Source organism: Planococcus faecalis, from assembly GCF_002009235.1.
Lineage (GTDB): Bacteria > Bacillota > Bacilli > Bacillales_A > Planococcaceae > Planococcus > Planococcus kocurii.
The window spans coordinates 3,350,922-3,370,304 of record NZ_CP019401.1; the positions used below are offsets into that span (position 1 = coordinate 3,350,922).

The 19,383-nt window shown below is 41.8% G+C and carries 19 protein-coding genes; 10 read left to right on the plus strand and 9 right to left on the minus strand.

Going from position 1 to position 19,383, the window contains the following annotated elements; genetic code table 11:
- Positions 1-507 precede the first annotated feature (507 nt).
- The 3 genes from gntK to gnd all read right to left on the minus strand — a co-directional run bounded on the left by gntK (position 508) and on the right by gnd (position 4,438).
- Positions 508-2,052, minus strand: a complete 1,545-nt coding sequence (gene gntK, locus AJGP001_RS16665; RefSeq protein ID WP_078080787.1) for a gluconokinase — start codon at positions 2,050-2,052, stop codon at positions 508-510.
- Positions 2,053-2,118: 66 nt separating this feature from the next.
- A complete protein-coding gene (locus AJGP001_RS16670) occupies positions 2,119-3,459 on the minus strand; it encodes a GntT/GntP/DsdX family permease (protein WP_071152877.1) in 1,341 nt (446 codons plus the stop codon).
- Positions 3,460-3,553: 94 nt separating this feature from the next.
- The gene (gene gnd, locus AJGP001_RS16675; protein ID WP_058383989.1) at positions 3,554-4,438 is read right to left on the minus strand and encodes a phosphogluconate dehydrogenase (NAD(+)-dependent, decarboxylating); all 885 of its coding nucleotides are present in this window, start codon (positions 4,436-4,438) and stop codon (positions 3,554-3,556) included.
- A 126-nt stretch (positions 4,439-4,564) separates the two neighbouring features.
- On the opposite strand from gnd, the gene AJGP001_RS16680 reads away from it, so the two are divergent.
- Complete coding sequence (locus tag AJGP001_RS16680; protein ID WP_071152878.1) at positions 4,565-5,416, plus strand: MurR/RpiR family transcriptional regulator; 852 nt, start codon at positions 4,565-4,567, stop codon at positions 5,414-5,416.
- Between the two features lie 44 nt (positions 5,417-5,460).
- Here the strand turns inward: AJGP001_RS16680 and AJGP001_RS16685 are convergent, their stop codons facing one another.
- The gene (locus tag AJGP001_RS16685; protein WP_245830221.1) at positions 5,461-6,381 is read right to left on the minus strand and encodes an NADP-dependent oxidoreductase; all 921 of its coding nucleotides are present in this window, start codon (positions 6,379-6,381) and stop codon (positions 5,461-5,463) included.
- 307 nt (positions 6,382-6,688) lie between these two features.
- On the opposite strand from AJGP001_RS16685, the gene AJGP001_RS16690 reads away from it, so the two are divergent.
- Complete coding sequence (locus AJGP001_RS16690; RefSeq protein WP_058383986.1) at positions 6,689-7,915, plus strand: dicarboxylate/amino acid:cation symporter; 1,227 nt, start codon at positions 6,689-6,691, stop codon at positions 7,913-7,915.
- Positions 7,916-8,002: 87 nt separating this feature from the next.
- Here AJGP001_RS16690 and AJGP001_RS16695 read toward each other — a convergent pair whose 3' ends face one another.
- Positions 8,003-8,572: a class I SAM-dependent methyltransferase gene (locus AJGP001_RS16695; protein ID WP_071152880.1), complete on the minus strand. Its 570-nt coding sequence runs from the start codon at positions 8,570-8,572 to the stop codon at positions 8,003-8,005.
- 159 nt (positions 8,573-8,731) lie between these two features.
- On the opposite strand from AJGP001_RS16695, the gene AJGP001_RS16700 reads away from it, so the two are divergent.
- Entirely contained in the window at positions 8,732-9,325 is a 594-nt protein-coding gene (locus tag AJGP001_RS16700) for a histidine phosphatase family protein (protein ID WP_071152881.1), read from the plus strand.
- Here AJGP001_RS16700 and AJGP001_RS16705 read toward each other — a convergent pair.
- Complete coding sequence (locus AJGP001_RS16705; RefSeq protein WP_071152882.1) at positions 9,319-10,131, minus strand: PP2C family serine/threonine-protein phosphatase; 813 nt, start codon at positions 10,129-10,131, stop codon at positions 9,319-9,321. The genes AJGP001_RS16700 and AJGP001_RS16705 overlap by 7 nt on opposite strands.
- A 159-nt stretch (positions 10,132-10,290) precedes the next feature.
- Here AJGP001_RS16705 and AJGP001_RS16710 point away from each other — a divergent pair, with 159 nt between their 5' ends.
- Both AJGP001_RS16710 and AJGP001_RS16715 read left to right on the plus strand, forming a co-directional pair.
- Complete coding sequence (locus tag AJGP001_RS16710) at positions 10,291-10,635, plus strand: heme oxygenase (RefSeq protein WP_071152883.1); 345 nt, start codon at positions 10,291-10,293, stop codon at positions 10,633-10,635.
- A gap of 99 nt (positions 10,636-10,734) precedes the next feature.
- Entirely contained in the window at positions 10,735-11,934 is a 1,200-nt protein-coding gene (locus AJGP001_RS16715) for an MFS transporter (protein ID WP_071152884.1), read from the plus strand.
- A 157-nt stretch (positions 11,935-12,091) separates the two neighbouring features.
- Here AJGP001_RS16715 and AJGP001_RS16720 read toward each other — a convergent pair whose 3' ends face one another.
- Complete coding sequence (locus AJGP001_RS16720) at positions 12,092-13,141, minus strand: NAD(P)/FAD-dependent oxidoreductase (RefSeq protein WP_071152885.1); 1,050 nt, start codon at positions 13,139-13,141, stop codon at positions 12,092-12,094.
- A 131-nt stretch (positions 13,142-13,272) separates the two neighbouring features.
- Between AJGP001_RS16720 and AJGP001_RS16725 the strand changes: the two genes are divergently transcribed.
- From AJGP001_RS16725 to AJGP001_RS16740, 4 genes are all read left to right on the plus strand, one after another.
- Complete coding sequence (locus AJGP001_RS16725) at positions 13,273-14,064, plus strand: ABC transporter ATP-binding protein (protein ID WP_058383979.1); 792 nt, start codon at positions 13,273-13,275, stop codon at positions 14,062-14,064.
- A gap of 5 nt (positions 14,065-14,069) precedes the next feature.
- On the plus strand, positions 14,070-14,996 hold the full coding sequence (locus AJGP001_RS16730; RefSeq protein ID WP_071152886.1) for an iron-hydroxamate ABC transporter substrate-binding protein: 927 nt from the start codon (positions 14,070-14,072) through the stop codon (positions 14,994-14,996).
- Positions 14,997-15,084: 88 nt separating this feature from the next.
- Complete coding sequence (locus tag AJGP001_RS16735; RefSeq protein ID WP_143039488.1) at positions 15,085-16,083, plus strand: FecCD family ABC transporter permease; 999 nt, start codon at positions 15,085-15,087, stop codon at positions 16,081-16,083.
- Positions 16,080-17,087 carry a FecCD family ABC transporter permease gene (locus tag AJGP001_RS16740; protein WP_071152888.1) on the plus strand — a complete coding sequence of 336 codons (1,008 nt, stop codon included), beginning with the start codon at positions 16,080-16,082 and terminating at the stop codon, positions 17,085-17,087. The genes AJGP001_RS16735 and AJGP001_RS16740 overlap by 4 nt, the downstream gene beginning before the upstream one ends.
- 47 nt (positions 17,088-17,134) lie before the next feature.
- Here AJGP001_RS16740 and AJGP001_RS16745 read toward each other — a convergent pair whose 3' ends face one another.
- The gene (locus tag AJGP001_RS16745) at positions 17,135-17,494 is read right to left on the minus strand and encodes a potassium channel family protein (RefSeq protein ID WP_058383975.1); all 360 of its coding nucleotides are present in this window, start codon (positions 17,492-17,494) and stop codon (positions 17,135-17,137) included.
- 118 nt (positions 17,495-17,612) lie between these two features.
- The gene (locus tag AJGP001_RS16750; protein WP_071152889.1) at positions 17,613-18,605 is read right to left on the minus strand and encodes an EAL domain-containing protein; all 993 of its coding nucleotides are present in this window, start codon (positions 18,603-18,605) and stop codon (positions 17,613-17,615) included.
- A 228-nt stretch (positions 18,606-18,833) separates the two neighbouring features.
- Between AJGP001_RS16750 and AJGP001_RS16755 the strand changes: the two genes are divergently transcribed.
- Positions 18,834-19,370 (plus strand): dihydrofolate reductase family protein, encoded by a 537-nt coding sequence (locus AJGP001_RS16755; protein ID WP_071152890.1) that lies wholly within the window; start codon positions 18,834-18,836, stop codon positions 19,368-19,370.
- The last annotated feature ends 13 nt before the right edge of the window (positions 19,371-19,383 follow it).

Sequence of the window (19,383 nt, forward strand, 5' to 3'; positions counted from 1 at the left end):
CGCTGACCGCGCGTATCTCCCGCTGAACGTGCGTATTCTCCGCTGAACGTGCGTATCTTCCGCTGAACGCGCGTATCTTCCGTTGAACGTGCGTATCTTCCGCTGAACGTGCGTATCTTCCGCTGACCGCGCGTATCTTCCGCTGAACGCGCGTATCTTCCGCTGAACGTGCGTATTCTTCCGTTGAACGTGCGTATCTCCCGCTGAACGTGCGTATCTTCCGCTGACCGTGCGTATTCTTCCGCTGAACGCGCGTATCTTCCGCTGACCGCGCGTATCTTCTGCTGAACGTGCGTATCTTCTGCTGAACGTGCGTATCTTCCGTTGAACGTGCGTATTCTTCCGCTGACCGCGCGTATCTCTGCTGAACGTGCGTATCTTCCGCTGAACGTGCGTATTCTCCTTTGAACGTGCGTATTCCTCAAAAATCGTGTACAACCGCACCTACCCACAAGAAAATCGACAAAAAACACCCCAAACCAGCAAGACTGGTCCAGGATGTTGCACTTACTCTAAATGCTTTCGTTGAAAATCGGCAATGCTCTCATATTCTGCTGTTAAAAGGCGCGACAAGCGGATATAAATCGGCAAGAGCTCACGATAAATACCAGCTGACGTTTCATCTGGATCATGCGTGTGCGTTTGGCCGATCATTTCGGAAACGATGCTGAAATCATCAACTTCGCCAATCGCATACATGCCGAGAACGACTGCCCCAAGACACGAACTTTCAAAGCTTTCGGGAATAACTACGGGTTTATCGAAGACATCAGCCATCAGCTGACGCCACATTCCTGAACGAGCAAAGCCGCCAGATGCTTGGATACGTGTTGGTTCGCCGGTCAATTCCTCGACCGCCAGCAGGACGGTATACAAATTAAAGACAATACCTTCTAACACAGCTCGAATCATATGCTGCTTTTTATGATGAATGCTCAATCCAAAAAACGACCCACGCGCATTCGCGTCCCATAGAGGAGCTCGCTCTCCTGTTAAATAGGGATGAAACAGCAAGCCGTCCGCTCCAGGATTGACCGTCTCAGCGATTTTCGTCAGCACATCGTACGGATCGATGCCGAGACGCTTCGCGGTTTCCACTTCAGATGAAGCAAACTCGTCACGTAGCCAGCGTAAGACGATACCGCCATTATTGACAGGTCCGCCGACTACCCAATGATTTTCCGTTAAGGCATAACAAAATGTCCGTCCTTTTGGATCGGTTTTCGGCTCGGTCGTGACCGTACGGATGGCCCCACTTGTGCCGATTGTTACAGCTAGGACACCTGGTTCGATGGCATCTACTCCTAGATTTGCGAGCACTCCATCACTCGCGCCAATAATAAATGGAACGTCTTCAGGAATGCCCATAAACAAGGCGTGTTCCGAGTCGATACCTGTCAATTGATGGGTTGTCGGAACCGGTCGCGCCAACTGTTCGGGCGTGATGCCTGCTACTCCCAACGCCTCTTTGTCCCAATCCAGTTCCCGCAAATTAAATAATCCGGTTGCAGACGCAATTGAATGATCAACAACGTACTCTCCAAACAATTCCTGAAAGACAAATTCCTTAATGCCAATAAACTTAGCAGCCTGCTCAAAAACTTCCGGCTTTTCGTCTTTTAACCACAACAATTTGGATAGTGGTGACATCGCGTGAATGGGCGTACCTGTGCGTAAGTAAATTTCGTGGCCATTTAGTCGTTCTTTGATGTACTTCGCATGTTTTGAACTTCTTGTGTCGGCCCACGTGATGCTTTGCGTTAGCAAATTCCCCTTAGCATCTACTGCAATCAGACTGTGCATGGCTGAGCTAAAAGATACGAGTTTCAGTTGATTCGTATCGATTTCACTTTTACGGATGATTTTTCGAACGGAACTTAACACCGCTCGGAAAATCTCCTCTGGGTCTTGTTCGGCCACTAACGGATTTGGCGTTTCGAGCGCATAAAAAACCGTGTCTGCCGCTAGGATTTTACCGGATTTATCAAATAAAACCGCTTTGGTGGAAGTCGTACCAATGTCTACCCCAAGATAATATGACTGTTCAGGCATAAGAGCCCTCCTCTATAGACAAGAAGAGAAAAAGGCGAAATCCCCTTTTTCTCTTTCAAGTTTAATTTAGATAAAAAAGCTGATGATTAACACTACCACGAAACCGGTTAACCCGATAATGGTTTCCATAACCGTCCAGGATTTTAAGGTATCCTTGACGTCCATTCCGAAATATCGGTTAACCAACCAGAATCCAGAATCGTTGACGTGTGATAACACGGTCGCGCCTGAAGCGATAGCAATAACAATAAGTCCGAGAGCAGGTCCGGTCATACCAACGATTTCAAGAAGTGGCGTGATCAGACCCGCTGCTGTTACCATCGCAACCGTTGCAGATCCTTGCGCAACACGAACTGCTGCGGCGATCAGGAATGCTAAAACGATTGGCGGCAACGATGAATCGCCCATCATGTCACCAAGCACTGCACCAACTCCTGAGTCGATTAATACTTGTTTGAAAACGCCGCCTGCTCCTGTGACTAAGATGATAATCCCAGCAGGCTCAAGCGCTTTAGTAGCAATGTCTTGTACTTCTTGACGCGAATAACCACGTTTTGTCCCAAGTAGATAAAACGTCAGCAACGTAGCAATTGTCAGCGCCACAAATGGATGACCAAGGAACGTCAAAATCTCACGTACGGTATTGCCTTCTTCTAGTAAGACGGCTGACAGCGTATTTAATAGGATCAATACAAGTGGAATCAAAATCAACGAAGTGATCATCGCAAAACTTGGTAGTTCTTTATCGTATTCCTTTTTTTCAAGTTCCATATAATCTGGAATTAACACATGAATTTTTTTGCCGATAAAGCGACCAAACACTGGCCCTGCTAAAATCATCGCTGGAATCCCCGCAAGCACACCGAACAAAATAACCCAACCAAGTTCCGCCCCAACCAGTTCAGCAACCGCGATCGGTCCTGGAGTTGGCGGGATAAAGCTATGCGTAACAGCTAGACCCGCAAGTAGCGGAATTCCGTAATGCAAAAGCGACTTGCCTGTTTTTCTAGCCAAACCGTAAACAATTGGTACTAAGATGATAAAACCAACATCAAAAAATACAGGAATCGCAACAATAAATCCCGTAACCCCTAATGCCCATGGTGCTTTGTCTTCACCAAATTTACTAATCATCGTAGAAGCCAAACGTTCTGCCCCACCCGATACTTCTAGCATTTTACCGAACATAGCACCAAGACCTACTACGACAGCAACAAAGCCTAGTGTGCCTCCCATACCATTTTGAATGGATGTAATGACTTCGTTAAGTGGCATGCCCGCCGCAATACCTACCAATAAACTGACTAGTAATAATGCTACAAAAGCGTGTAATTTCGTACGAATAACTAAAAATAGCAATAAGAATATACCTGCAAGTGCGACCATAATCAACGTTGAACCTGACAAATTTTCTCCCCCTCAATGTGTAACTAATTTATAGTTGGATACTCCGTAAATTAACTCTGTTTTTTCACAAGAGTCTCTTTTCACGAAGTAAAAGTTATTTCTTCTCTACTGCGTGTCCACCGAATTCGTTGCGTTGTGCGGCTACGACTTTTCCTGCAAAAGTATCGTCTTCTAATGAACGGTAGCGCATCATAAGTGACAAGGTAATTACCGGTGCTGGTACATTTAAGTCGAGTGCTGTTTCCACTGTCCACTTTCCTTCGCCTGAAGAGTTCATCACCCCTTTGATGCCCTCTAGTTTCGCGTCTTTGGAAAATGCATTTTTGGTCATTTCCATTAAGTAGGAGCTGATGATCGAGCCATTGTTCCAAACGTCAGCAACTTTCTCAAAGTTATAATCAAATGGACTTTTGTTGAGAATATCAAAGCCTTCGGCAATTGACTGCATCATGCCATATTCAATACCGTTGTGAATCATTTTCAAGAAATGCCCACTACCTGCTTCACCCGTGTACAAATAACCGTCTTCTACAGAAATGTCTTTTAAAAGGGGCTCGATGGTTTTGAACTTCTCTGCGTCGCCACCAATCATCGAACAAATACCATGACGTGCTCCATCTGTTCCACCACTCGTTCCGCAATCAAAGAAGAACATATTATGTTCTTTTAAAATCGCCGCGCGTCGTAATGTATCTTTGTAATTCGAGTTTCCACCATCAATAATGGCATCTCCCTCTTCAAGCAAAGGGATTAATTGCTCGATAACTGTTTCTGTAATTTCGCCTGCAGGTACCATCAACCACAGCGTGCGCGGTGCTTCTAGTTGCTTGACCATTTCTTCAATAGAAGAAACTTGTGTGAAACCGCTTTCTTTGATTTCGGTATGGCTGTCATAGCCGATTACCTCATGGCCGTGATCCACTATATTCAGTGCAAGATTTAATCCCATCTTGCCTAACCCTATAATCCCAATTTCCATTGTAGAATCCTCCTCATAAAAAAGAATTTTTTTCTTTATTAAGTTAATTGTATCAAATATTTTTCCGCACGCAACATGTTATTGTATAATAGACGAAACTATTTAGACAGAAACGAGGCGCGGAGTATGAAAGAACAGCAATTTGCGCTGGCTGCCATACGCGGTAGTTACCGCCATTTTAGTGAAAAAGAAAAAAAGATTGCCGATTATGTCTTACATGATCCAAAAAACATTATTCATTTGACCATCAATCAAATCGCGGATGAGTTGGGTTTAGCTGAATCAACTATTTTCCGCTTTTGCCAACGAATCGGCTTTAAAGGTTTCCAAGCATTTAAAATTTCGCTTGCTGCGGAAGTCGTAGCGCCTTTAAAAGATATTCACGAAAAAATTGAAGAAGGCGACAGCATTCGCGTTGTCACCGAAAAAGTATTCCGTTCTAACATCAAAACGCTTGAAGATACGCTTCAAATTGTGGATGCAGAAGCGATGGAACAGGCGACCCATAAACTGATGCATGCTCGAAAGATCGACTTTTATGGCAATGGTGGTTCTGCTATGGTCGCGATGGACGGCTACCATAAATTTGTTCGTTTAGGCCTTCACGTTTCTATGAATTTGGATTCTCATATGCAACTGATGGCCGCTTCTCAACTGCAATCAGATGATGTGGCGATTGTTATTTCTCATTCAGGTTCGACTACTGATATTCTTGACGTTCTTCATGTGTTGAAGGAAAAAGGCGTTACTATTATCTCTGTCACAAATTTTGCTAAATCGCCTTTGTCGAAAGAAGCGGACATCGCTCTTTATACCGTTTCAGAAGAAACTGATTTCCGTTCTGAAGCATTGGCTTCCCGTATCGCCCAACTGAGTTTGATCGATGCGCTTTATACCAATTTAATGATTGCTCGCGGCACTGACGGCAAAAAAGCACTTCAAGATATGCGCGAAGCGATGGCTCACAAACGGTTATAACAAAAAAAAGCTTGCTCCTTTTGATAGGAGCGAGCTTTTTTTAATCAGGCTTCTTCCATAGAAACAACAAGCTTTCCTCTGGCATGTCCTGTCTCTGTTTTCTCTAACGCATCCAGTGCTTGTTCAAATGAGTAGACATTTTCTATTACTAGATGGAGCTTTTTTTCTACCATATCTTGAATTAGCATGTTTACTGCCTCTTGTATGCTGAGTTGATGCTGCATTTGCTCTACTTTAGTCTCTCTTTCCGAATCTACTTTGTCACCTGAAACCGTTACTACTTTTCCGCCAGTTTTTACTATATCCATACTATCTTTGCTTGTTCCGCGGTGAATGGCTAAAGCCGCATCTACTCCTTCTGGCATCCATTGCTTGATTTGATCTTTCCATTCAGCAATTGAATAATCAACTGCTTTTTCAGCTCCAAGTAACAGTAAGTGTGGATGATTTTTGCTGGAGGCAGAACCAATTACTCGAATCCCTCGGTTTTTCGCCAATTGAATCACGATTGTTCCAATTGCTCCTGAAGCCCCAGCTACAAATAACGTATTTCCTGGTTTAAGGTCAAGAGTCCGCAAGCTTTCTAAAGCGGTTTTTCCGGCTACTGGGATGGCGGCACCTTGAATAAAACTAATGCTATGGGGCATTGCTACAAGCATCTCACACGAAACAGCCGCGTATTGTGCCCAGCATCCGCCTTTTAGTTGAAAGCTACTCGACAAAATCACTCGATCGCCTAGTCCAAAACCGGAAACTTCACTCCCCATCTTTATAATGACACCCGCTGCTTCAGATCCAATCACATAAGGAAAGGTCGCATTCGGAGGAACAACATACCGATCATGCATCCCTACTCCAAAAGCTTGAATTTCTACCAGCACTTCGGCTTCAGTTATTTTAGGAATTGCTAGTTCCTGTAATTCAACTTCCTGAGTTGACGCACTTGTTCTGACGTAAGCTTTCATCTTCTCCATCCTCTCTAGTCTTTGAATAGATAATCAATCGACTTAATTTATTTGAATATTCAAACTAAAAATCATTATACTTACTAGTATCTCAACAAAATCTTATGATTCAAATTTTATGAACTTTTATTGAAAAAATAATGTCATTGAAAATCGTTAGTGAGCAACTCAGTGCTTGTCAGTCACGAATTCTATTGGTCATGCAAACAGATGCTTTGACATTAAGCTATAGACTGTTATAAATTAATGAAATGAATCCCGATAGATTTTATAAGGATTGACAGTAATTGAAAATAGGAGTGAAAATATGAAAGCTGTATGGAATCGATACCTTACGACATCATTGATTTTAAAAATCACAATTGCACTTATACTCGGCGTTGCCGTTGGACTAATTTTTGGAGAGCAGGCGGCTGTTTTGGCTCCGCTTGGTGATTTGTTACTGAACTTGTTAACTTTCTTAATCATTCCGTTAATTCTTTTCACAATGATGGTCGGCATTAACCAATCATCCATTGGGGATCTTGGACGAATGGGTGGAAAAGTGTTTATTTACTACACATTGAGTTCTGCTTTTGCCATTATTGTGGGCCTTGCAGTGGCTAGCTTGTTACAGCCTGGCATGGGAATGCAATTACAAGGCAATGAAACCTTTGATGTTCCAGAAAACCCAGGAGTCATCAATGTGCTATTAAACATTGTTCCTTCTAATATTTTCACAGCTTTTACTGAGCTTAACTTGCTCGGCATTATTTTTACCGCTTTTGCTTTTGGCATTGCATTGTCTTACATGCGCAATTCCACTGAATTGGGAAGCTTAGGCGAGCATTTGTACAAAACCGTTAATGCACTAAATGAAATGACGTTGATTGTACTGAAAGCGGTTCTGCAGTATGTACCGATTGGAATTTTTGCTATTATGGCAAAAACCGTTGGAAGCCAAGGCTTAGATACGTTGTTTTCCCTAGGTGAGATGATTTTAGTGTTATATGCCGCATTACTTGTTCAAATTCTGCTCTATGTATTGCTTCTATTCGTGTTTAAAGTGAATCCGTTAGAATTTTTCAAACAAGCACGTACGCCGATGCTGACTGCGTTTGTGACACAAAGCAGTTCTGGTACGTTGCCATTAACTTTGAATGCTGCTAAAAACTTAGGATTATCAAAAAGTTTATACGGCTTTAGTTTACCGCTCGGTGCCACGATCAATATGGACGGCGCAGCAATACGAATTGCCGTTTCTGCCGTTTTCGCAGCAAATCTTGTTGGAGACCCACTGAGTCTTTCTGAAATGCTGATGGTTGTCCTTGTCGGTACGTTGGCATCTATCGGAACTGCCGGCGTTCCAGGTGCTGGGATTGTCATGATTGCTACCGTATTCGTCCAGCTAGGATTGCCAATAGAAGCTGTCGCATTACTAACAGCTATTGATGCAATTGTCGGAATGGGTGCTACAGGGCTTAACGTTACGGGAGACCTAGTAGGTACAACAGTGATTGATAAAAATGAAAAGAAACGACAAACTGTATCCTGACTGCTAAATAGATAAAATCCCCTGAACTGAGCACTAGCTCAGTTCGGAGGATTTTTTTAATGTATTTCTACAAGTTGCTAGTATGTTCTACAAATTTTTACTAGGCTTTCCTTTTTTAACAGCAAGCAGATGATATTCCACACTCGCTTCACGGTAGTCTGTATATTCATCGATAAGGATTTCCCATTCAGATGGCGACTCGTCAATAATTTTCTTTAAGATCTTTTCACCTTTATCGCCTTTAATGATACAGTTCACGAAAACTCCGCCTTCTTTAAGCTGAGTAAGGATCATCTCTACCAATTCGGTTTCTTTTTTTAAATCATTTTTGTAAAAATGCAACATCGAATCTAGTAACACAACATCGACATCTTTTGAAATTTGATATGTGTATACATCACCAACTATTCCTTCTACAGTTAACTCTCTCTTCTTAGCTTCTCGATTCAACTGTTCAATACCAACAACCGAATGGTCAATTCCAATTACGTTGTAACCAAGCTCACCTAGTGACAATGCATCTCTTCCTTGCCCACAACCTAAATCAACAACAGTTCCTTTAGGTTGAAAAGTCGAGAAAAATTCCAGTAGTCCTGGATAAGGGTTTCCAAAATAGTTTTCTTCTTTATAATACCCATCATATGCTACTTTTTTCATCTGAACCCACCTCTATTAAAATCTTTTTTTTACTTAGAAAGCAACAAGTCATTCGCTAGGATAAATCGACTCTCAATCTTTCTCCTAACCTATTCGCCTTGTTGTATCCGATCTCTTTCAGTTATCCTATTACAGAGGATAACAAAGGAGTTGACTTGAATGACGACTATTGGATTGGTACGGCATGGCATCACAGATTGGAACATACAAGGCATCGCGCAAGGTTCTGCAGACGTTCCCCTCAATGAAACCGGCAGACAACAAGCCGCGTCACTTGCAGAACGACTCGTTTCTGAAGAAGAATGGGACGTCATTATCTCTAGTGATTTAGCACGTGCTAAAGAAACAGCTGAAATTATTAGTAACACGCTTGGTTTGCCCGTTCATCATTTTGAACCACGGCTGCGTGAGCGAAGTGGTGGCAAAATCGAAGGCACAACAGAAGAGGAACGTCTTGAAAAATGGGGAACCGATTGGCGTACCTTAGATTTAGCGATGGAAAACTTGGAAGACGCTTCTGAAAGAGGACTGGCCTGTGTTCAAGATGTCTTAGAACATTTCAGTGATCAACGTGTATTACTTGTTAGCCATGGCGCTTTGATTGGTCTAACGTTGCAAAAACTAATGCCTGAAACGTTCCAAAAAACGTCTATGGATAACACCTCTATCACGTTATTAACGCATACTGAAAATCAATGGAGTTGCTCTCTATTTAACTGCACAACGCACTTAGTAAAAAGCGAAAGCTATTGATTGCTAGCATAACTTGCTGCTTCTGCAATAGTTACTTTCCATGAAACCACTGTCGTGCTGTCACGAACGTGGTTTTTTTGAATCGTAGCGAGTAGAGCACTTACGCTATCAGTGGTAGCGGTGTCCTTACATTTTTGCCAAATACTATCGGGTTCAGAAAATACGGCGCCAGGACATTCTACCAGTCCATCTGTTGTCAGCAAGAGCTGATTTTCTCCTTGCCGTAATTCTCGGACACCGCTACTAAAACTGGGCACCGCTTGTTCAAAAGTATTTACTTGTCCAATCCAATCATAAAATTGTCGTTGGTTAAGCTGATACTGTCCAAAATCGATCAATTCGGGATGAAACAAGTATAGTAGGCAATCACCGACAGAAAACCAGTAAAGGTACTTTTCTTTTCTCACCGCAATTAGACAGGCTGTCTCGCCTTCAACACGACGACATGCCTCTAAAAAACTGTCTTCTTGAAATAGTTGCAGCAACCTTTTTTCTAATCTACTAAAAACCCCAACACTAACCTTACCAGATAGTAAAGAAGCGACAATACTCATATTTTTTTGAAATTGCCTAACAACCAATTCAGCACTTTCAGCTGAACGATGGGCATCCAAAATCATAACAAATTCCCAATCTTCTTTTTCGTCCATCCAAATCAAGCAACCGTCTTCATTTTTAACTTGGCCAGCTGTAGAATTTCCGCCAAACCGGCCGAGTATCAAATGGTTGAATTGCTGAATGTCTAGTTGATCGATATAAGCGTTATTGCTCCCTACCCAACTGATGATTTCTCTTTGACGTGGCATAAAAATCCCTCTTTCCCTATTCTTTCAATTATAAATGACGGCTAGTAAATTAAATAGAAAAAGAATTCGGTACTAACAGCACAGACATTTATATCCAAAATGTGATAAAGTGAATAGCAGTGAGCAACTCAAATTCGAACGCAAAAGGAGAGATTCTTCATGTATATCGTAACCAACCGCATCAAAATGAAATCCGGATTCGCAGAAAAAATGGCGCCTAACTTTTCACGCCCTGGTGCTTTACAGGAAATGGACGGATTTATGAAAGTTGAAGTCGCAATTACACAAGATTCGACTGAGTACGATGAATTGAATGTCAGTATGTACTGGGAGACTCTTGAAAATTATGAAGCATGGAAAACGAGCGACGTCTTTAAAGAAGCACATAAACGTCCTGCAGCAAGTGCTGACAGCAACGAACCGAAAAAAGAATCGCCAATGCTTGGCAGTCAACTGACTATTACGAAAATCGTTGGCCTACTTGAAGCCAAAACTTCAAACTGATAAAAACTAACAGATAGCCTCGAGTTGGCTGTCTGTTTCTTTTGTGCCTATCTACCTCCCAGCCTTACGAATTATTTTACTTAGCAAGGAGCATTTCTATTGAACACTTTAAAACCTGCTTTATGGACAAGAGATTTTATCCTCACTTCGTTAGTGAATTTCTTTTTAATCCTTATTTTTTATTTATTGATGGTAACCATCGCTGTTTATGCGGTTGCAGAATACGGCGCTTCAACAAGCGAAGCTGGACTAGTGACAGGCATATTCATCTTAGGTGCACTGACGGGTCGAATTTTTATTGGCCGCAGCATCGATAAAATTGGCCGTAAAAAAACGCTGATTATCGGCACGACCTTGTTTACATTGACAACTTTTTTTTACTTCTTAAATTTTGGACTGCCGTTTTTAATGGCCAACCGCTTTCTTCACGGCATGACTTTGGGAATGGCGAGTACCGCTGCAGGAACAATTGTTGCACAAATTATTCCCATGACCCGTAAAGGTGAAGGCATCGGCTATTTTAGTATGAGCTCAACATTGGCAGCTGCTTTTGGACCATTTATTGGCTTGATGTTGAGTCAATATAGCAGCTATGAAATGATCTTCTCTGTTTGTCTAGCTCTTGGTGTGGTCAGCCTAGTCGTCTCTTTGTTAGTTTATGTACCACCAGTTGAAGTACCACTAACAAAGAACGTTACGAAAGGGTTTAAAATCTCGGAATTTGTTGAACTGAAAGCAGTTCCTATTGCCATCGTTTGTTTAGTGGTTGCGCTTTGTTATTCAAGCGTCCTATCATTTATCAATTTTTATGCGATGGAAGAAAACCTTGTACAAGCTGCTAGTTACTTCTTCTTGGTTTATGCAATTGCGATTTTGCTATCTCGTCCATTTACTGGACGGCTTATGGATCTAAAAGGTGCTAATTTTATTATGTATCCAGCGTTCGTTATTTTTGCAGCGGGATTGTTTTTATTAAACGTCTCCAGTAGCAGCACCGGATTATTGGTCGCAGGTGCTTTAATTGGATTAGGATTTGGTAATATGCAGTCAACCACTCAAGCTGTCGCGATCAAACTGACACCCACGCATCGTATGGGGCTTGCCACTTCAACATTTTTCATTGCGATGGACGCTGGATTAGGTTTTGGCCCCTATCTTCTCGGCTTTATCATTCCGGTAATTGGCTATAACTCACTCTATGGAATACTAGGGTTTGTGGTACTTGCAACTGCATTTTTATATTATGTATTGCACGGTAAAAAAGAACGAGCTGATGCAGTAGCATTAGGGTATAAATAATTTAAAAAGAGGCTGTCACATAAGCGTCTAAAATAGAACAGACGGAGAAAAAGAATACTTTTTCTCCGTCTGTTTTTTGAATTGTTGCCGACAATGGATAAAATAGATATTTCCCAATTTAACGATGAAAGATAGACGTCGACTAACTTCTACCCTCTCATACTAACAGTTGCTTAACCAATTCTTTGTTGCGTTTTTTGAACACTTCATTGTGAGAAGAAACCATTGCGATTTTATTCGCTTCCGGCTGGATATATTGCTTGGCTTTGTTGACTGCATTTGCCGCATCGTGGAATGTCCCAGCAATCAAATTTAATTTCCCTTCATGCTGCAGAATGTCACCGGCTGCAAAAAGACCTTCCTCTGAAGATTCACTATTCGACGTACCTGCGATGTAATAATCATCGGCAACTTCAATGTTCAATGGGCTGTTGCCGAGTAAACTAATGTCGCGTTCATACCCGTGGTTGATAATCATTTCATCGATTGGCAACAGCTGTATTTCTTTTGTTCCCTGATGAGTGAGTTCGACAAATTCAATGACATCTCGATCATCTGAAGCGATCAAGCGTGTGATATTCGTATGAAGGCAACAAATAGCCGATCCATTCATCAACTGTGTCACCTGCGCTTCGTGTCCCGCAAGCTCTGGTTTCCGATAAGTGACATACACTTGTTTGGCAAGTGGCTCCAGCTCATTGGCCCAATCGATTGCCGAATTTCCACCGCCCGAAATGAGAACGGTCTTGTCTTTGAATCGTTCAAGGGATTTGACCGTATAATTCAAGTTCGACACTTCAAAACGTTCGGCCCCTTCAATCTTCAGCTTTTGAGGGTTCAAAATACCTCCACCCACAGCTACAATAACCGTTTTTGATAAATGAATCTGGCCGGAAGAGCCAATTAGTTCAAAAAAACCATTCTCATTTTTCGCTATGGCCTCTATTTTTTCATTCAATACGACTTCTGGTTGGAAGGTTAGCCCTTGTGCAACTAGTTGATCAATAAGCTTTGCTCCTTGAATTGGTGGCTGTCCTCCTACATCCCAAATCATCTTCTCCGGGTACACATGAATTTTACCGCCCAATTGTGGCTGAAATTCAACAAGCTTGGTTTTCATTTCTCGTAACCCACTATAAAAGGCTGAATATAAACCCGCAGGACCTCCACCTATAATCGTTACATCAAAAAGCTCTTTTTCCACCATCTATCTTCACTCCTATCGCATTGTATTTCTATTGACAACCTTATAATTTAGTCTTATAGTATTGATTGTACTGAAAATGATAATCATTATCAATGAAAAAGATAATAAATTTAAATTAGGAGGTTTTTTGGATGGTGCGTTTGTTCACCGAGGAGCTAACTATTAGCTATGGAGACCGCTTGATTGTCAAAGATTTGACTGTCCAAATTCCAGACAAAAAAATTACGACGATTATTGGTTCGAATGGCTGCGGCAAATCAACGCTGCTAAAAGCGATTACTCGTGTGATTCCGCATCAATCCGGAACAGTCGTATTAGACGGTAGTAATATTGCACAGGAGAATACGAAGTCGCTAGCCAAAAAAATGGCGATTCTTCCTCAAACGCCAGATAGTGCCGCCGGATTAACCGTTGGCGAGCTAGTTTCTTACGGACGATTTCCTTATCAAAAAGGCTTTGGCCGACTTTCTAAAAGAGATTATGAAATCATCAACTGGGCGCTTGACGTCACCGGCACGCAATTTTTCAAATATCATCCGGTTGACGCTTTATCGGGTGGCCAACGCCAGCGCGTCTGGATTGCCATGGCTCTGGCACAGGAAACCGAAATGATTTTTCTAGACGAGCCTACCACATACTTGGATATGGCTCACCAATTGGAAATTCTCGAACTGCTTCAGCAGCTAAACCGGGAACAAGAGCGGACCATTATTATGGTGCTCCACGACCTGAACCAAGCAGCACGTTTTGCAGACCACATCATCGCCATGAAAGACGGACAAATCATTAAATCTGGCAACTGCCATGAAGTCATTACTCAACCTGTTCTAAAAGAAGTATTCCGCATCGACGCTGACATCGGGCTCGATCCGCGAACACAAAAACCGATGTGCATAACATACAACTTAGTTAAAGGAGTTTAACCGATATGAAAAAAATTATTTTACCGCTATTCTTATTTACGTTACTGCTAATCCTGGGTGCCTGTAATTCTGAGTCCACTGCTGAGGAAACGACTGCTGGAGAAAGTGACAAAGCTCCTGATACAATTACATATGAATCTGAAAGCGGTCCTGTTGAAGTTCCTGCGGATCCACAACGCGTTATTGTTCTTTCCACGTATAGCGGTGACGTGATGTCTCTAGACGTTCCTTTAGTAGGCGTCGATTCATGGTCAAAAAACAACCCGCGTTTTGAAGAAAAGTTAGTAGATGTAGAAGAAGTGGCAGATACAGACCTTGAGAAAATCATTGAATTAGAGCCGGACTTGATCATTGGTGGTTCAACCATTAATAACATCGACAAATTAAGCAAAATCGCACCGACTGTTACTTTTACTTATGGCAAATTGGGTTATTTGGAGCAACACCTTGAAATCGGTAAAGTCCTCAATAAAGAAAAAGAAGCACAAACTTGGATTACCGACTTCCAAGAACGCGCACAGCAAGCGGGAGAAGACATCCGCGCTGAAATCGGTGAAGATGCAACCGTTTCGGTTATTGAAAACTTTGACAAGCAACTGTATGTTTTCGGCGACAACTGGGGCCGCGGAACAGAAATTCTTTATCAAGAAATGAAACTAAAAATGCCTGCAAAAGTGGAAGAAATGGCGTTAGCGGACGGTTATTACATGTTGTCACAAGAAGTATTACCGGAATACATGGGCGACTATGTCATCTTTAGCAAAGACAGCACACAGGATAATTCGTTCCAGGAAACAGACCTGTACAAAAATACACCTGCTGCCAAAAACGGACAGATTTTTGTGGCCAATGCTAAAGAATTTTATTTTAATGATCCGATTACACTGGAATACCAATTGGAATTCTTTATTGAAAACTTTTTAGGTAAGTGATGGAACATCGATGGGTTTAACGTATCTAACAAAAAAGAGGGATTCTGCTGAAGAATCCCTCTTTTATTCTTAGGAAAAGATGATGACAATGACACTTAAAATTCCCTTCTCAATTAAATTAACGTTGAGTCTAGCCTTACTTGTACTAACCTTAATTGTTTCATTGATTTTCGGCGCAGCAGATATTAGCTTAAAAGAAGTCGCACTCGCTTTGTTTTCGACTTCTTCTAGTGATGGCATCGGGGTAATTCGCGAAATTCGACTGCCTCGTGAAATTGCTGCTGTTTTTGTTGGCGCGGCACTCGCCGTTTCGGGTGCCATGATGCAAGGCATGACTCGCAACCCGCTCGCTGACCCTGGGCTACTCGGCTTAACAGCTGGTGCGAATGCTGCGCTTGCATTTACTTTAGCGTTTGTTCCTGCTGCTAATTATTTCGGCATCATGATTGCTTGCTTTATCGGTGCTGCAGTCGGTGCAGCGTTAGTGTTCGGGATTGGTGCTGCTAAAAAAGGTGGGTTTTCGCCATTTCGTATCGTGCTCGCTGGTGCGGCCATATCTGCGTTTCTGACAGCGATTGCGGAAGGCATTGGTCTTTACTTTAATATCTCTAAAAACATTTCACAATGGACAGCAGGCGGTTTGATCGGTACCTCCTGGGGACAACTGCAAGTAGTTGTTCCTTTTATCGCTGTGTCTTTATTGATTGCTATATTGCTGTCACGGCAATTGACCATTCTCAGTTTGAGCGAAGAAACCGCCATCGGTCTTGGGCAGAAAACAGCACAAATCAAAGCCATTCTCTTTGTTATCATCACATTACTTGCGGGGGCTGCTGTTGCACTTGCTGGTAATATGGCCTTTATCGGCTTAATGATTCCTCACGTCGTAAGAGCCATTGTGGGGACTGATTATCGGTTTATCATCCCCATGTCTGCATTAGCTGGAGCCATTTTCATGCTGTTGGCTGATCTGATCGGCCGAACAATCAATGCACCGTTTGAAACGCCAGTCGCAGCAATTATTGCGATTATCGGTTTGCCTTTCTTCCTCGTTATTGTCCGTAAAGGAGGCAAAGCATTCGCATGATTCATCCAAGCTTACGAAAAAAACAACGAATTTCGTATTACCTATTACTGACGTTAATCTTGTTGACTGCCATCACGAGTATTGGCTTAGGTTATTCTCCTATCTCCTATGACCGCTTAGTGCCTGCACTATTAGGAGAAGGCACTTTTAAAGAAGAATTTATCCTGTTTTCCATCCGGCTGCCACGTATTTTAATCACCTTGCTTGCCGGAATGGCATTGGCTTTGTCTGGAGCTATTTTGCAAAGCATCACACGCAATGACCTTGCAGATCCTGGAATTATCGGTATCAATTCAGGTGCCGGTGTTGCCATTTCAGTGTTCTTCTTATTTGTTCCTGTAGAAGCTGGTGCGTTTGCTTATTTGCTTCCTATCGTTGCCTTTGGAGGAGCACTTTTAACTGCTGTCTTGATTTATGCATTTTCATACTCTCGCAGTACGGGGCTGCAACCTATTCGTTTAGTGCTAGTCGGAATTGGTTTTTCGATGGCATTGTCTGGCGTCATGATTGTACTAATATCTTCTGCTGAACCGGAAAAAGTCGATTTTATTGCCAACTGGCTAGCCGGTAGTATTTGGGGGGCGGATTGGCCATTCATCTTGGCTATTCTCCCTTGGCTAGTCGTATTAATTCCTTTCACTTTATACAAAGCAAATCGCATGAATGTTCTTGGTCTTAGTGATCCGGTGGCTGTAGGCATTGGTGTCTCTATTGAAAAAGAACGCATAATCTTGCTACTAGCTGCTGTCGCTCTAGCCGCATCTGCAGTTTCTGTTACCGGTGGAATCGCATTTATCGGCTTGATGGCACCACATATTGCGAAAGCCATTGTCGGACCGCGGCATCAACTATTCTTGCCGCTCGCCATTTTAATCGGTGGCTGGTTGCTGCTGCTAGCTGATACCATCGGACGGAATTTGCTCGAACCTTCTGGTATTCCAGCAGGTATTATGGCTGCGTTGATCGGAGCTCCTTATTTCGTTTATCTGTTACTAAAAAAATAAACACACAACAAGCTTCGTTTATGAAGCTTGCTGTGTGTTTTTGTGATTTATTTTGGAGCTATTGTTTCGTCTTTTACAACTGGTCGCTTTTTTTCATTGCGCATTTGAATAGACAATTGCAAAATCAGGCTCAACATGACCCCGATTCCGGTAATCGTATAAAAAATCGTGAAAATTTTACCGAAGTCCGTTGAAGGCTCTAGCGTAGCCGAACCAACTGTTGTCAAAATCGTTACACTAAAATACAATGCATCCACTACAGAGAATCCTTCTACAGTTGAATAGAAAATAGTGCCCGATACTAACATCATGATTGTTAACCCGAGTAGTACTTGGAACTCTTTGTTTCGAATTAATTGAAAAAAAGTTTTTAGCATTCGTCTTAACGTTAAAACAAACGATATCATCTTCGTCTTCCCTCTTTCTATTGCTAAGTTAAAAATTTAGCATTTCTACAGTATACGTTTTTTTTTACAAAAGCCCAACAACCATATGTGGCTGTTGGGCTTTTGTTCAAATTTTTGTTTACATTTTAGACAAAGGTTTTGCTGCTGGCTTACCAAAATAATAGCCTTGGAACAATTGATAGCCAAGCTTTTTCAGCCATTCAAAATCCGCTTGTGTTTCAATTCCCTCAGCTAATGGAACAGAGCCGATTTCTTGAGCTTTTTCTAAAAATCGCTTTGCGACTTTTTGCTTTTCTGTATCTTCAGCAACATTAAAGACATATTGCATGTCTAACTTCATGTAATTTGGCTTTAAGTCGGCTAGTAACTCAATCGTGCTATAGCCTTCACCCACATCATCTAATGCGTAATCAAATCCTCTATCTCTATAGTAGCGCAAGATTTTCTTTAAATGATTAAGATCGTCTACTTTCTCGGTTTCCACCACTTCAAACACTAGAGATTTTGGATTTACATCCAATTGCTCAGCTAATTCAATAGTTGAACGTAAGCAAAATTCGGGCGAATAAATCGAAGTCGGAATAAAGTTAATGAATGCTTTTTCTCCATTGAGTGCTGCTGCATATTTTACCGCAGTCATTCTACAAACTCGGTCTAATGCATACAATCGTCCACGGGTCTTAGCTGCTGGAAAAATTTCGTTTGGATAAATCATCGAACCGTCTTTGTGTTGAAAACGCGCCAACATTTCATAAGCAAAAATGTTTTCATCTGCATCTACTATTGGCTGATAATGACAAATGAGTCGTTGTTCTTTAATGACCTCGTCGATCCATTCAGTTGCAAACACCGCAGGCATGCCTTCTAACGGCTGCCATGTCTCTTGGTTAATACGGAACATCACTTGATTTACATCTAGTAAATCACTGCAAAAATCGAGAAATTCTCTAGCACCTTTTTCATCTATTTGTAGCTTATTTTTTTTTTGCACAACTTCTATTTCTCTTCTGTTCAAATGATCTACAACTATCTGCAACGCCGAAAGATTAGTTTCCCCTTCCAGCTTAATTTCAAATTTGATGGCCGCCACTGCGCAGCTATTGCATTGCATAATTTATCACTCCTCTTTTACAGTAGTTATAGTTTACTTTAAAAACACTAAAAACTGTTAATATTTTATAAATAAACCCAATTTTTCTTTATTATAATGTTTTCAACCGTTTGGCAACGACAGTCTACCTTTATCAGTTTAAAGGAGATTTTCTATTGAGCTAGAATTATTTCTAATACATAGATTTTTGTTCACTCGCTCTTACTTCATTCACAAAGGAGAATGATTATGGGAAAAATTGTTGTCGTGATGTATGTAACACTTGATGGAGTTATGGAAGAACCTTCTTGGACTGCACCCTACTGGGATGATGAGTTAGCTAAATTCCAGTTGGAACTGTTATTTAGGAGTGACGCACTTCTACTTGGCCGAGTCACATACGAAGGATTTGCTGCAGCATGGCCAGCAGCAGAAGATGAAGAGGGATTTGCAGAACGAATCAACAAATTACCAAAGTATGTGGTTTCTACTACCTTGAAGCGCACAGAGTGGAATGCCCGCTTGATTACCCGCGACATACCGCAAGAAGTCAGCAAATTGAAAAAAACAGGTCAGCGTTTAGTAGTCTACGGCAGTGCAGAACTCATTGAATCTTTGCTCAAACACGATTTAATTGATGAACTACATTTAATGACATTTCCGCTCGTATTAGGTGAAGGCAAGCGGCTGTTTAAAGAAAATGCTGATCAGAAAATGTTCAATCTCAAGAACGTCCGTTCAACAGATTCTGGCGTCTTAATTGCCAGTTACACACCGGATAAATAGTAGCCTGTCACTT